At 71.0% G+C, this 12,819-nt stretch carries 13 protein-coding genes; 5 read left to right on the top strand and 8 right to left on the bottom strand.

From position 1 onward, the window contains the following. The first annotated feature begins 296 nt into the window (after positions 1-296). The 4 genes from ACFVT5_RS10535 to ACFVT5_RS10520 all read left to right on the top strand — a co-directional run bounded on the left by ACFVT5_RS10535 (position 297) and on the right by ACFVT5_RS10520 (position 4,527). Positions 297-1,058, top strand: coding sequence for a DeoR/GlpR family DNA-binding transcription regulator (locus tag ACFVT5_RS10535; protein WP_389884027.1), 762 nt, complete (start codon positions 297-299; stop codon positions 1,056-1,058). Positions 1,059-1,098: 40 nt separating this feature from the next. Beyond that, entirely contained in the window at positions 1,099-2,082 is a 984-nt protein-coding gene (gene pfkB, locus ACFVT5_RS10530) for a 1-phosphofructokinase (protein WP_389884025.1), read from the top strand. Then, the gene (locus ACFVT5_RS10525) at positions 2,079-4,142 is read left to right on the top strand and encodes a fructose-specific PTS transporter subunit EIIC (protein ID WP_389884022.1); all 2,064 of its coding nucleotides are present in this window, start codon (positions 2,079-2,081) and stop codon (positions 4,140-4,142) included. The genes pfkB and ACFVT5_RS10525 overlap by 4 nt, the downstream gene beginning before the upstream one ends. Positions 4,143-4,284: 142 nt before the next feature. Then, the gene (locus ACFVT5_RS10520) at positions 4,285-4,527 is read left to right on the top strand and encodes a hypothetical protein (RefSeq protein ID WP_389884020.1); all 243 of its coding nucleotides are present in this window, start codon (positions 4,285-4,287) and stop codon (positions 4,525-4,527) included. Between the two features lie 21 nt (positions 4,528-4,548). Here ACFVT5_RS10520 and ACFVT5_RS10515 read toward each other — a convergent pair whose 3' ends face one another. The 6 genes from ACFVT5_RS10515 to ACFVT5_RS10490 form a co-directional block, all read right to left on the bottom strand. Continuing rightward, positions 4,549-5,298 (bottom strand): DUF6227 family protein, encoded by a 750-nt coding sequence (locus ACFVT5_RS10515; protein WP_389884017.1) that lies wholly within the window; start codon positions 5,296-5,298, stop codon positions 4,549-4,551. Between the two features lie 206 nt (positions 5,299-5,504). Beyond that, on the bottom strand, positions 5,505-6,755 hold the full coding sequence (locus tag ACFVT5_RS10510; RefSeq protein WP_389885231.1) for an Ig-like domain-containing protein: 1,251 nt from the start codon (positions 6,753-6,755) through the stop codon (positions 5,505-5,507). Between the two features lie 174 nt (positions 6,756-6,929). Beyond that, entirely contained in the window at positions 6,930-7,916 is a 987-nt protein-coding gene (locus ACFVT5_RS10505; RefSeq protein WP_389885228.1) for a phosphotransferase, read from the bottom strand. A gap of 53 nt (positions 7,917-7,969) precedes the next feature. Then, positions 7,970-9,085: a P1 family peptidase gene (locus tag ACFVT5_RS10500; RefSeq protein WP_389884013.1), complete on the bottom strand. Its 1,116-nt coding sequence runs from the start codon at positions 9,083-9,085 to the stop codon at positions 7,970-7,972. Between the two features lie 74 nt (positions 9,086-9,159). Further along, the gene (locus tag ACFVT5_RS10495) at positions 9,160-9,534 is read right to left on the bottom strand and encodes a VOC family protein (RefSeq protein ID WP_389884010.1); all 375 of its coding nucleotides are present in this window, start codon (positions 9,532-9,534) and stop codon (positions 9,160-9,162) included. A gap of 206 nt (positions 9,535-9,740) precedes the next feature. Then, on the bottom strand, positions 9,741-11,003 hold the full coding sequence (locus ACFVT5_RS10490; RefSeq protein WP_389884007.1) for a low temperature requirement protein A: 1,263 nt from the start codon (positions 11,001-11,003) through the stop codon (positions 9,741-9,743). A 98-nt stretch (positions 11,004-11,101) separates the two neighbouring features. Between ACFVT5_RS10490 and ACFVT5_RS10485 the strand changes: the two genes are divergently transcribed. Next, positions 11,102-11,299 (top strand): hypothetical protein, encoded by a 198-nt coding sequence (locus ACFVT5_RS10485; protein WP_389884005.1) that lies wholly within the window; start codon positions 11,102-11,104, stop codon positions 11,297-11,299. 13 nt (positions 11,300-11,312) lie between these two features. On the opposite strand, the gene mscL is transcribed toward ACFVT5_RS10485, so the two are convergent. Together mscL and ACFVT5_RS10475 are read right to left on the bottom strand one after the other, a co-directional pair. Then, positions 11,313-11,798, bottom strand: a complete 486-nt coding sequence (gene mscL / locus ACFVT5_RS10480) for a large conductance mechanosensitive channel protein MscL (RefSeq protein WP_389885225.1) — start codon at positions 11,796-11,798, stop codon at positions 11,313-11,315. A gap of 162 nt (positions 11,799-11,960) precedes the next feature. Beyond that, entirely contained in the window at positions 11,961-12,482 is a 522-nt protein-coding gene (locus tag ACFVT5_RS10475) for an RcpC/CpaB family pilus assembly protein (RefSeq protein ID WP_389884002.1), read from the bottom strand. Between the last annotated feature and the right edge of the window lie 337 nt (positions 12,483-12,819).

Here is a 12,819-nt window from a genome sequence, read left to right as displayed (position 1 = left end):
CCGGCCTTCCGCCTACCGGCGCTCTTACCGTTTCGCAGGCCCACGTTGGCCATTTGCCCCCGGCCCGCCCGGTTGGGCCGGGTGGGGGGGGGGGGGCCTGGGCTCTGTGTCTGGTGCTTCTGTCCGGCACCCGCCCACCCCCCCCCGCCACCCCCCCACTTCCGTTTATGTCTGGAGCATGCCCGGATGTGTTTACTTTCCTTGAACCTCGCCGTAACATCCACCGAAACCACAAGCTCGGGCATCCTCAGGCATCCTCGGGCAAGAAGTCAGACAGGAAACGGAGGCACTCGGACATGTACGCGCCGGAGCGTCAGCAGGAGATCCTGCGGCTCGCCCGCGACGGCGGCCGGGTCGACGTCCTGTCGCTCGCCGACACCTTCCAGGTCACCGCCGAGACCATCCGCCGTGACCTGAAGGCCCTGGACCGCGCGGGCCTCGTCCGCCGCGTGCACGGCGGAGCCATCCCCGCCGGCCGCTTCGACTTCGAACCCGACCTCGCCGAACGCGAGGGCACCGCCGCCGACGAGAAGGACCGCATCGCCCGCGCCGCCCTCGCCGAACTCCCCACCGACGGCACTGTCATCCTCGACGCCGGCAGCACCGTCGCCCGCCTCGCCGCCGCGCTGCCCCTGGAATCGACGCTCACCGTCGTCACCCACGCCCTGCCCATCGCCGCCCGCCTCGCCGACCACCCCGGCGTCCAACTCCACCTCGTCGGCGGCCGGGTACGGCACCGTACCCGCGCCGCCGTCGACGCCTGGGCCCTGCGCGCGTACGCCGAGATCCGCGCCGACGTCCTCTTCCTCGCCGCCAACGGCTTCTCACCCGCGTACGGTCTGACCACCCCCGACCTCGCCGAAGCCGCCGTGAAACGTGCCGCCGTCGCCGCCGCCCGCCGCGTCGTCCTGCTCGCCGACTCCGCCAAACACGGCCAGGAACACTTCGCCCGCTTCGGCGACCTCACCGACATCGACGTCCTCATCACCGACAGCGGCCTCGGCGCCGACGACACCGCCGCGATCGAACGCACCGGGCCCGAGGTGGTCCGCGTATGACACCCACCGGCCCGCCGGCCCCCACGGAAGCGGTACCCGCATGATCCTCACCGTCACGCCCAACCCGTCTCTGGACCGCACCTACGAAGTGCCGTCCCTGGACCGCGGTGAGGTCGTCCGCGCCACCACCGACCGCATGGACCCCGGCGGCAAAGGCGTCAACGTCTCCCGCGCGGTCGCCGCCGCCGGCCGCCGCACCGTCGCCGTCCTGCCCCTCGGCGGAGCCCCCGGCGCCCTCGTCGCCGCACTCCTCGACGCCCAGGGGATCGAGGTGGCGCCCGTCGCCGTGGCCGGACCGACCCGGTCCAACATCTCCCTCGCCGAACCCGACGGCACCCTCACGAAGATCAACGCCCCCGGCCCCGAACTCACCGCCGCCGAAGGCGAGGCCCTGCTCACCACCGTCGGCGAACGCTCCGCCGGCGCCGCCTGGATCGCCTGCTGCGGCAGCCTCCCGCGCGGCCTCGCCCCCTCCTGGTACGCCGCGCTCGTGGCCCGCGCCCACGCGGCCGGCGCCCGTATCGCCCTCGACACCTCGGGCCCCGCACTCCTCGCCGCGCTCCGGGAACGCCCCGACGTCGTCAAGCCCAACGCCGAGGAACTCGCCGAAGCCGTCGGCCGCCCCCTCGCCACCATCGGCGACGCCGTCAAGGCCGCCGAGGAACTCCGCGCGCTCGGTGCCGGCGCCGTCCTCGCCAGCCTCGGCGCCGACGGACAACTCCTCGTCGACGACAGCGGTACGTACTTCGGCAGCGCCCCCGTCGACGCCGTCCGCAGCAATGTGGGCGCCGGGGACTCCTCACTCGCCGGATTCCTGATCGCCGGCGGCGCCGGACCGGGCGCCCTCGCCTCCGCCGTCGCCCACGGCGCCGCCGCGGTCCGCCTGCCCGGCAGCGTCATGCCCGCACCCCCCGACCTCGCGCCCGACGCCGTGACCGTCACGGCGGACGTGCCGCTGGACCGCGTACTGACCGACGTACGCGATGTGCACCCCGTGCACGATGCGCAAAGGAGCCCGCGATGAGCGACCTGATCACCGCCGACCTGGTCGATCTCGATCTCGACCGGTCCGCCGACACCAAGGAGGCGGCGGCCCGCGCCCTCGCCGAACGGATGGTGGCCCTGGGCCGGGTGACCGACCTGGCGGGCTTCCTCGCCGATGTCGCGGCCCGCGAGGCACAGATGCCGACCGGCCTCGACGGCGGCATCGGCATCCCGCACTGCCGCAGCGCGCACGTCACCGAGCCGACCCTTGCCTTCGGGCGCAGCGCCCAGGGCATCGACTTCGGCGCCCCGGACGGCCCGGCCGACCTGATCTTCCTGATAGCGGCCCCGGCGGGAGCGGACGACGCCCACCTGACCATCCTGTCGTCCCTGGCCCGCCACCTGATGAACACCGACTTCACGACGGCACTACGGTCAGCGGAGACTCCGGAGGAGGCGGCGACCTTGATCAGGGGCGAACAGCCGCCCACCGAGGACACCGGTCCGACAACTTCCGCCGCCCCCGCCCCCGCAGTTGCCCCCGCACCTGCCGTGGGCACAGCCCCGAGTACCGGGCACCCCGAAGGTGACGGGACCCAGGTACCGGAAAGCCCGGAGGTCCCGGAACCCCGCTTCCGTATCGTCGCGGTCACCTCCTGCCCCACTGGAATCGCCCACACATACATGGCTGCAGAGGCACTCGAATCCGCCGGCCGCGAGGCCAACATCGACCTGGTCGTGGAACCCCAGGGTTCCGCCGGCTTCACCCGCCTCGCCCCAGAAGTCATCGCCGCCGCAGACGCCGTGATCTTCGCCCACGACGTCCCCGTAAGAGAAAAGTCCCGCTTCGCGGGCAAACCCACCGTCGACGTGGGCGTCAAGGCGGGCATCAACCGCCCCGCCACCCTCATCGCCGAGGCCCGCGAGAAGGCCGCCCGAGGCGAAACCACGGCACCCGCCACCGGCACCCCCATGGACGCCGCGGGCGACACCACCGACGGCTACGGAACAAAGCTCCGTAAATGGCTGATGTCGGGCGTCAGTTACATGGTCCCGTTCGTCGCCGCCGGCGGCCTCCTCATCGCCCTCGGCTTCGCCATCGGCGGCTACCAGATCAACAAGGCACCCTCCGTCGCCGAACACTTCGCCTGGGCCGACCACACCAGCTGGGCCGCCCTGATGTTCCAGGTCGGCGGCCTCGCCTTCAGCTTCCTCATCCCCGTACTCGCCGGATACATCGCCTACGGCATGGCCGACCGCCCCGGCCTCGTCCCCGGCTTCGTCGGCGGCTCGGTCGCCGTCACCATCAACGCCGGCTTCCTCGGCGGCCTCGCCGCGGGCCTGATCGCGGGCGGAGTCGTCCTCGGCATCCAGAAATTCCGTATCCCGGCCCCACTGCGCGGCATCATGCCGGTCGTCGTCATCCCGCTGGTGTCGTCGGCGATCGTCGGCTTCCTGATGTTCCTCGTCGTCGGCAAACCCCTGGCATCCCTCCAGAGCGCCCTCACCGACTGGTTGCAGGGCCTCAGCGGCACCAACGCGATCATCCTCGGCGTCATCCTCGGCCTGATGATGTGCTTCGACCTCGGAGGGCCGCTCAACAAGGTCGCCTACGCCTTCGCGGTCGGCGGCCTCGCCAACCCGACCGACGGCTCCCTCAAGGTCATGGCCGCCGTGATGGCCGCCGGTATGGTCCCGCCGCTGGCCATGGCCCTCGCGACGACCGTACGCGGACGGCTCTTCACCCGCGCCGAACGCGAGAACGGCAAGGCCGCCTGGTTCCTCGGCGCCTCCTTCATCACCGAGGGCGCCATCCCCTTCGCGGCGGCCGACCCGCTACGGGTCATCCCCGCGTCGATGGCGGGCGGCGCGGTCACCGGCGCCCTCTCCATGGCCTTCGGCTGCACCCTGCGCGCCCCGCACGGCGGCATCTTCGTCGTCCCCCTCATCGGCCAACCCCTGCTGTACCTGGTGGCCGTCGCGGCCGGAGTATGCGTATCGACCGCACTGGTCGTCCTCCTGAAGACCACCCGGAAGTCCACTCCTGCCGCCACCACGGCCACCACCCCCGAGGTGACCAAGGAGCCCGTCGCCGCGTAGTGCCGGGCGCCCCGAAGGCGACGGAACCCGAAGACGGCGGGGGCGGCGGGGACGGCGGGCGGCTGCGAGATACGTCACGTGAGAGGCATAAGTCCCCTTCACCCCTGTCGGAGATGCCCCGGCATGGGTTCTACTGGGCCGCATGTCCGATCATCTGTCGATCGTCCAGCAGCTCGGCATCGCCGCCCTCGTCGTGGCGTCCGTCCTCTGGGTCGCCGGTCTGGCCAGGCTGCTGAGCCGCGACCACGCCGCCCTCATGACCGACCCCCGGTCCCTGCGCGCCCTGCCCCGCCAGTCGCCCCCGCTCGTCGAGTGCGTGGAACTCTCCCCGCACGAGCACGACGCCTTCGCCGGTCTGGTACGCCAGTTCGGCAAGGGCCACTGAACGTCCACTGGCCCGCCGCGCCTACTGGGCCCGGGAAGCCCGCCTGCCCATCGCCTCACGGGCCGCACCCTCGCTCGCGTAGACCTCGCACATGTGACGCCCGTCCGGCGTCGCCGTGTGCTCGACCTCCCACAGGCTGACCTCGCCTCCGTCACCGAGCAGAAACGCGTGCTCGTACAACGAGAAGCCGATCGTGCTCTCCCCGCTCGGCAACGGCCGCCCGAACGCCTGCGTTATCTGATGCGCGATCGTCCCGCTCAACAACAGCGCCGTCTCCGCGCCCGGCCGGTCCGCGTTCTCCGCGCGCCGCAGCAGCCTGCGCGCGTGATCCGCCGAATCGTCCGGTGTGTACGCGTGCCGGGGGCGCGGCACCGGCGGCAACTGGACCGCCGGCGGCAACTCGAAGTCCGGCGTCTCGGCGGGCAACGGCAGCCGCGACGTCGCGACCCGCAGCTCCTCCTCGTCCGCGTACACCTCGTGCAACAGCCGCTCCGGGGCGTCCGGGCCGGTGTTGTGCACCAACTCCCACAAGGTCACCGCATGCCCGTCGGCGAGCAGCCACGTATGCCGGTACGTCTCACGGTGCAGACCCGCGCTGTGGTGCGCGGAGTGCAGCGAACTGTCGTGCGCCAAGGCGCGATCGAGGCGCCGTATCGTCTCGTCCGGCAGTTCGAAGGAGTTCAGAGCACGCCCGAGGAGCCTGCCGAGATGCTCCTCAGGAGACTCGGACGACTCGGGTGGCTCGTGCGCTGTCTCGTACGGAACGCTCAAGGCACCTCCCCGTGTTCGCTGCATGTCACTTCGTGGGTGCATACCGTAGCCCCTTGGCCGGACATCATGTCCAGGAACCAGAAAAACGTACCGGCCGCGCGGAAAGTTCCCGCGCGGCCCTCGTCCCGACCAGCTCAACTGCCGTGTGACGGGTGGTGCTTGTGCGATTCCTTACACCCCTCAGACGGCCCCTCGGGCACCCTGTTTCAGAGGGCGCTGCCGGCCTGCCAGTCGCTCCAGGAGAGATTCCAGCCGTTGAGTCCATTGCCCGGCGCGATGGTCTTGTCCGGCGAGTTCTTCACCGTGACGACGTCCCCGATCAGCGAGTTGTCGTAGAACCACTTCGCCGGAGTGGCCCCCTGCGCGCCCTGCACATCCTCAAGCCCCACACACCCATGACTCGTACCCGCCCGTCCGAACGGCGGATTCCCCTTCGGATACCAGTAGTTGCCGTGGATGAACGTCCCCGACGACGACAACCGCATCGCGTGCGGCACATCCGGTATGTCGTACTCCCCGCCGAACCCGACCGTCGACCCGTTCATCCGCGTCTGCCGGAACTTCTCCGCGATCACCATCTGCCCGTTGTACGTCGTGTTCTGCGGGCTGCCCGCCGAGATCGGGATCGTCTTGACCGTCCGCCCGTCCCGTACGACCGTCATCGTCTGCGTGTTCGTGTCCACCGTCGACACCTGTGACCGGCCGATCGTGAACGTCACCGTCTTGTCCTGCACACCGTAGAGACCGTTCGCCCCCTCGACACCGTCCAGGGCGATCCGCACCGTCACCTTGGAACCGGCCTTCCAGTACTCCTCGGGCCGGAAGTCCAGCCGGTCCGCCCCGAACCAGTGCCCCACCACCTGCTGGCCACTGCTCGACGTCACCGTGATGCTCTTCTGCACATCCTTCTTCGCGGTGATCGCCTTGTCGAACGTGAACGACACCGGCATCCCCACCCCCACCGTCGTCCCGCCGTCCGGCGCGTACGTCCCGATGAAGCTGTTGCCCGTCGACACCGTCGTGAAGATGGAGTTCGCCGCCGACGGACGCCCCTCGCCATCCTTCGCCGTCGCCGATATCCGGTACTTCGTCCCCCGCTCCAACTGCTCCTTCGGCTTCCACACCGAACCGTCCGCCGAGATCGCCCCCGTCACCGCCTTGCCCGACGCGGACTCCGTCATCTTCACATCGGTCAGCCGGCCGTCCTTGACCTTCACCCCGGTCGCGTTGATCGACGCCCCCGTCGAACCGTCCTTCGCCGAGATCGTGATCGCCGCCGTCGAGGTGCCCGCCCCACCCTTGCCGTCCCCCTTGCCTTCCTTGTTGTCCGCCTTGGCGCTGCCCCCGCACGCCGACAGGGCGAGCGCACCCACCGCGAACGCCGCCGTCGCCACCAGCACCCGACGCGTCGCGCGCCGCCCCGAGGGCTGCCGCGGTCCAGGCTGCTGGGCGACCATCTCCACCGATGTCACGTGCTGCTCCAGGAAGTCGTCTCTGCTCACATCTGCCCCGGTCGGTCTACCCAGGCATGGAGAGAGAGCCCCTCCCCCCATGGAACCGTTCCTTCCGGTTCAGAACCGTGACGTGACCCGACCTCGCGGACGACCGCCCGACTCGCTCAGCCGGGGGTTCTACGGACGCCGCGACGGGACCGGCGCCAGCATGGGCCAGCGGGCGAGCATGCGTTGACGCATATCCGTACTGAGACCGCCCAGACCACTCAGGTCCGCGCGGTCGGCCGTCATCCGGCCCACGACGCCGAGCCGATGGACAAGCCGCTGCCGCGCGGTGACAGTGCCCCACTTCCAGTCCCGGTCCGGAATCCGGGCCAGATGATCGACCGTCCCGCGTTGCGCCCTCTCCACCAGCGCATCGCCCCGCACCAGCCAACCGGCACACGCATCGACGAGATCGCCCCGCACCTCGGTACCGGTCGCGGCGCGCCATGCCGTGCGATAGGCCGCCTCCGCCCGGTCCAGCAGCGGCGCGGACGCCGCGGTCACACACCAGCAGGTCGGAAAGCCGATACGCGGATAGGCCAGCTCCATCAAGCCATTGCCCAGCGACGCCTGCTCGAAGTCGACGAACCTGACCCCGCCGACGGTGTGCAGATCGTTACCGGGGCACGGATCCCCGTGCAGAAGGGCATGCCCCGGCGCCTCAGCGAGCCGCCGCACGAGATCCCCCAACTCATCGACCGCACGAGCCGCGACGGACACCCCCAGAGCCTCCGCAAGACCCAGAAACGAATCGACATCGGCCCCGTCCGGACCCACCCATCGGGGAAGCACTCCGACGTCCTCAGGGCCGGCGGTGGCATGCAGCCGGGCCAAGGCCGCCGCGTAATGGACCATCCAGTCACCGGACGGGCGTTGATGGTCCAGCCGCTCCAGAACCAAGACCCGCTCACCGGGATCGGTGCCCAACAACGCGGGCACCACGGGCGGATCGGCTCGCCCGGCGAGCCTCAACGCGGCCACCTCACGGGCGTACTGATCCTCCGCCCCAGGACCCCCGACGATCTGCTTGACCACGGCAGACCCCCCGGCCAGCTCAACCCGCCACACCCGCGAGCGCGGACTGCTCCCCAACCGCCGACAACGCCTGGGAGACCCCAACTCCTCCCGCAACCCGCCCCCGAACGGCACTCCCGCCCACCTGGACACCCCGCTCACCCCTCGTACAACTCCCCGTACGACGGGAACGTCCCGCCCGGTCCCGTCACCGATTCCCCCGCGCGCACCGCCCGCACGATCGACCGCGTCACCATATCCGCGCCCGCCGCGAGGATCTCGTTCAACGCCAGCGGATTCCCCTCCGCCAACGGCACCGCCCCCGTCGCCAACGCGAACACCGTGTCCCCGTCGTTCAACAGATGCACCGGCCGCACCGCCCGCGCGATCCCGTCATGCGCGGTACCGGCCAACTTCTGGGCCTGGGCGCGGGTGAGATCGGCATCGGTGGCTACTACGACGAGGGTGGTGTTCAGGGGGGAGGGGGCCCCTCCCCCTCCCCCCTCCCCACCCGCCCCGCCCCCGTCGGCTGTCCAGGCCGCCGGCTCGGCCGGCTGTGCCGGCCCTGCCAGCCGCTCCAGCGCAGCCTCGTGCACCCCCTCCGCCGGGTACGTCACCCGGCCTTCGAAGTACTCCCCGTACAGCACGCCCGTCTCCGGGTCCACCGCCGAACCGGCGGCGTTGGCGACGACCAGGGCCGCCACCGTGATGCCCGACGCGAGCCGGACGCTCGCCGTGCCGACGCCGCCCTTGAGCCGTTCGACCACGCTGCCCGTGCCCGCGCCCACCGTGCCGACCGGTACCGGCGCCCCGAGCGGGGTGGCCGCCGCTGCCTCCACGGCGGTCCGGCCCGTGGACGCGTCCGGCCTGGCCCGGAAGTCGCCGCCCCGCCCCAGGTCGAAGACGCACGCGGCCGGTACCACCGGGACGACATGGGCCGGGTCGGCGCCCACCCGGACGCCCCGCCGCTGCTCCTCCAGCCAGGCCATCACCCCCGACGCCGCGTCGAGCCCGTACGCACTGCCCCCGGTGAGGACGACCGCCTCGACCTTCTGCACCAGGTTCCGCGGATCGAGCGCGTCCGTCTCCTTGGTGCCGGGACCGCCGCCGCGTACATCGACCGCCGCCGTCACCCCGCCCTCCGGCGCCAGCACCACGGTCGTACCCGTGAGGTACCCGCCGCCGGTGAGGGTGGCGTGCCCGACCCGCAGGCCGGCGACGTCCGTCAGCGCGTCGACCGGGGCCGTCGCATGGTCCTTGGTGTGATCCGTCATGGCACTGTGCGTATCACGCGCGGTGCCGCGCCGGCTGTCGTGCTCGCGGTGCCCGTCCTCGGTGTCCGACCTGGCTACTCCGGCCCTGCCACGCCGATCAGATGCCCCTCGGGATCGGTGAACCGTCCGACCACCAGGACCCCGGGCGTGCCGTGCGGGCCCATCCGGCGTTTCCCGCCGAGGCTTTCGGCCTTCTCAAGCGCGGCCTCCACGTTGTCCACCCCTACATAGAACAGGACACTCCCCTCGTAGCCTTCGCCGCCGGCGACTCCGCCGTTGATGCCGCCGGTCGTCTTCCCGTCCACGAATCCGTAGTTCCCCGGTTCGGAGACGGCTTCGGTGGCCGCGTCACCGATGGCGAACTCCCATCCGAACAGCTCGCCGTAGTAGCCGCGGAGCTTCGCCGGATCGCGTCCGATGATCTCGAAGTGCACTACCGGTTGTCCCATCGCATGTCCCTTCCGCGGCGACCGCCAGGCCGTCGTTTCCGTGTTCTCCGGTGCTCTCGTCGGTCCTCTCACGGCGCTTTTCGGCCTTGCTGTGGAGACTCTGGTGAACGGTGAAACTCATCGGACGGACAGGTACGCGGACGGATGGACCTGGGCGTAGGCGCTCGGGCTCGCGGGGGCACACCGGAGGTGTCGCCCGGGCGGTGTCACGTGGGGCGGGGCGCGGGGTTCCGGGTCGACATCCGTGCGGTGAGCGTCACGCCCACGGCGATCGTCGCCGTCAGGACCAGGCCCGCCGCCAGGACCGCCCACCGGCCCGCGAACGTGCAGGCGAGCACCGCCAACGTCGCCATCGGCAGCACCAGTTGCTGCGCGATCCCCACCTTGAAGTACCGCGCGTGCAACGCCCACACCGTCAGCAGATACAAGGCCGTCGGAATCGTCACCGAGGATGCCGCCGCCAGTTGCGAGATGTGTGCCGCGCCGACCGTCTGTTCCACGGCCACCTCGACACCCGCGCCGATCGCCGCCGCGGAACCGAGGATCAGATAGTGCCCGTACCCCCACAGGAACGCCTGCCGGTTGCCGCGCAGCCTGCCGTGGATCGGCACCACGAAGTAGATCCACCAGGCGGCGAACACGATCAGCAGTCCGCCGACCGCGAGCGGCAGCAGCTCGCCGAGCGCGTCGTGTTCCACCACCGCCGACTTCACGGCCACCGTCGCCGCCGCGACCGACTCGCCGAGGACGATGATCGTGAACAGGCCGTACCGCTCCGAGATGTGGTGCGCGTGCCACGGCGTTGTCCAGTCCTTCTCCGCGTACGCAGGTACGGAGATCTCCGCGAGCGCCATCACCAGGAACGCCCAGCCCCGGCCCGCCTCCGGCAGGAACAGCAGCGACAGCCATCCGACCTGGCACAGCGACACCCCGCCCGCGTACCGCAGGGCCATCCGGCGCTCGGCCCCCGTGCAGGCCCGCGCCACTCGCAGCCACTGTGTCACCAGTGCCAGCCGCATGATCAGATAGCCGAGCCAGAGGACGAAGTAGTCGTGCTCGAACGCCTTCGAGACGCCCGCCGCGAGGACCAGTACCCCGGCGATCTGGATCAGCGTGACGACCCGGTACAGCACGTCGTCGTTGTCGTACGCCGAGGAGAACCAGCTGAAGTTGACCCAGGCCCAATAGATCGCGAAGAAGACCATCGCATAGCTGAGCAGGCCCGTCCCCGTGTGGTGCTCCGCGATGGAGTGGACCAGCCCCATGCCCGCCTGCGCCACCGCGACGACGAAACAGAGGTCGAAGAACAGCTCCAGCGGCGTGGCGACCCGGTGCCCCTCCTCGCGGCTGCGGGCGACCAGCGGGCGGATCGGGCGCCCGGCCCCACCGGGCGGTCCGGCGGACCCGGCGGTAGCGGTGCGGCGGTCGGGGTCGTCCGGACCGGGCGCGGGAGAAGGCGTGGAGGTCATTCCCCCAGCACAGCAGAAGCGCCCGCCCCACCGGTGCCGCTCCGGGGAGGTGTCGGGCGGCGGAGTCGCCGCACGCCGCCGCTGCGTACCCTGGACGCATGAGCACCGCATCCGCATCCGAGCCGCGTGATCCCAGGGACCGTGATCCCAGGGACGCGCTCGTCTTCGACGATCCGCTGGCGCGGCCGTCGTCCGACGACACCGACCGGGGATGGGGTGAGCGGCCCGCCTCGACCGGCGACAGCGCCGCCGACCTGGCCCGCTTCCTGGACGAGAAGCCGCCCCACCACATCTGAGCCCGGCGGCCGGCTACTCGCGGTCGGGTCCCGGGTTCGGTCCTCGCTGCGCCACCAGGGCGTCGCGGATCTCCTTGAGGACCTCCAGCTCCGACACTTCCATGACCTCCTGTACGCCCTCCTTGGCCGCCTTCCGCTCGGCCTGGCGCGCCAGGTACTTCGCCATCGGCAGGACCATCAGGAAGTACACGACGGCCGCCGTGATCAGGAAGGTCAGCGTGGCACTCAGGACCGAGCCCCACATGATCGGGATACCGCTGGTGACCGTGCCGTCCTCGGCCACCTTGCAGGGCGGCTTCAGACACGAGCTGTAGTGGTCCAGGTCCTTCGTGCCGAAGGCTCCGACGAGCGGGTTGATCATGCCCTTCACCACTGAGTTCACGATGTTGGTGAAGGCGGCGCCGATGACCACGGCGACGGCCAGATCGACGACATTTCCCCGCATGAGGAAGGCTTTGAAGCCCTCCCACACGCTCGGCTTCTTGTTCTCGCTCACCACGAGGCCCTTCTTCACATGTACAGGTTGTGGAGTAAACAGCTCCGCAACCTACGACAGGGCGTGGCGGCCCTGTCCAATTGCGTCCCGCGATCGAGCGACTTGACAGTGAACCGCTGACGTCGTAATCGAAGTGTGCCCTGGTGACATCTCGGACCCTGGCCTTCAACACAGAGTCACCACCAGCCGTGAGGTCGCACCGGCGCCCGCCAGCCGTGTGGCCGTCGCCCGGGGGACGGCCAGAACCACCAACGCCCCGCCCTCCGTGGCGATATCGCCCGTCCCGGCGACTCCGGTGCCCTCGGGAGGCTCGGGCACCTCCACCACCCGTACCCCCGACGCGACCACCCGGGCCGCCCCGTCGCCCGTCGCCGCGCCGTCCGCACCACCTGCCGCGACCACGTCGATCCGATCGCCCGGTCGCAGTAACCGCACGGTCGCCGCATCGGTGATCCGCACCGGCGCACTCACCAACTCGGGGGCGCGCGGGTCCCCTTCGAGCGCCGCCGCTGTCTGCCCCCGCGCCTGCGCGTGAGTCGTCTCCCGCGCCCCTGCCTCCCGCCCCGGCCCCGGCGCCTCCCGTGCTCCCGTGGTGATCAGCGCGACCGCCGTCACCGCGAGGACCGCGGCCATGACCCGTCGCCGGTGCCGCAGCAGCCATCGCGGCGCGAAGCGCCGGCCGCGCACCCGCAGGGGAGGGAAGGGCGGGACCTCACACCTCGGCGGAGCCTCACCCCGCGACGAGAGGGACGGAGCCGGAAAGGGAACGGAGCCGGGGGCCGGAGTGGGCGAGGAAGGCGCCGGGAAGGCCGAGACCGCCGGAAGGCGCACCGGGAATGGAGCGGGGAAGGGTGCGGGGAATGGAGCCGGGTGGGAAGTCGGGTGAGGGGTCGGGACTGGAGTCGGAAAGGGGGTCGGGGACTGAGCCATGGGAGACCACCGCCGTCGGTGAGAGAGCCGCTGTGTCCTCCCACCATGAGGCTTCTCGCCGAACCCCGCTGAGCCCTGTGGGCCACCCCCGGAT

Source organism: Streptomyces sp. NPDC058001 (assembly GCF_042886315.1).
Lineage (GTDB): Bacteria > Actinomycetota > Actinomycetes > Streptomycetales > Streptomycetaceae > Streptomyces.
This window is presented reverse-complemented; position numbering and strand designations above follow the sequence as displayed.

Excerpts from the sequence above, each read along its gene's own strand:
- ACFVT5_RS10535 (WP_389884027.1), top strand. The coding sequence starts at position 297 with ATGTACGCGCCGGAGCGTCAGCAGGAGATCCTGCGGCTCGCCCGCGAC.
- pfkB (WP_389884025.1), top strand. The coding sequence starts at position 1,099 with ATGATCCTCACCGTCACGCCCAACCCGTCTCTGGACCGCACCTACGAA.
- ACFVT5_RS10525 (WP_389884022.1), top strand. The coding sequence starts at position 2,079 with ATGAGCGACCTGATCACCGCCGACCTGGTCGATCTCGATCTCGACCGG.
- ACFVT5_RS10520 (WP_389884020.1), top strand. The coding sequence starts at position 4,285 with ATGTCCGATCATCTGTCGATCGTCCAGCAGCTCGGCATCGCCGCCCTC.
- ACFVT5_RS10510 (WP_389885231.1), bottom strand. The coding sequence starts at position 6,755 with ATGGTCGCCCAGCAGCCTGGACCGCGGCAGCCCTCGGGGCGGCGCGCG.
- ACFVT5_RS10500 (WP_389884013.1), bottom strand. The coding sequence starts at position 9,085 with ATGACGGATCACACCAAGGACCATGCGACGGCCCCGGTCGACGCGCTG.
- ACFVT5_RS10495 (WP_389884010.1), bottom strand. The coding sequence starts at position 9,534 with ATGGGACAACCGGTAGTGCACTTCGAGATCATCGGACGCGATCCGGCG.
- ACFVT5_RS10490 (WP_389884007.1), bottom strand. The coding sequence starts at position 11,003 with ATGACCTCCACGCCTTCTCCCGCGCCCGGTCCGGACGACCCCGACCGC.
- ACFVT5_RS10485 (WP_389884005.1), top strand. The coding sequence starts at position 11,102 with ATGAGCACCGCATCCGCATCCGAGCCGCGTGATCCCAGGGACCGTGAT.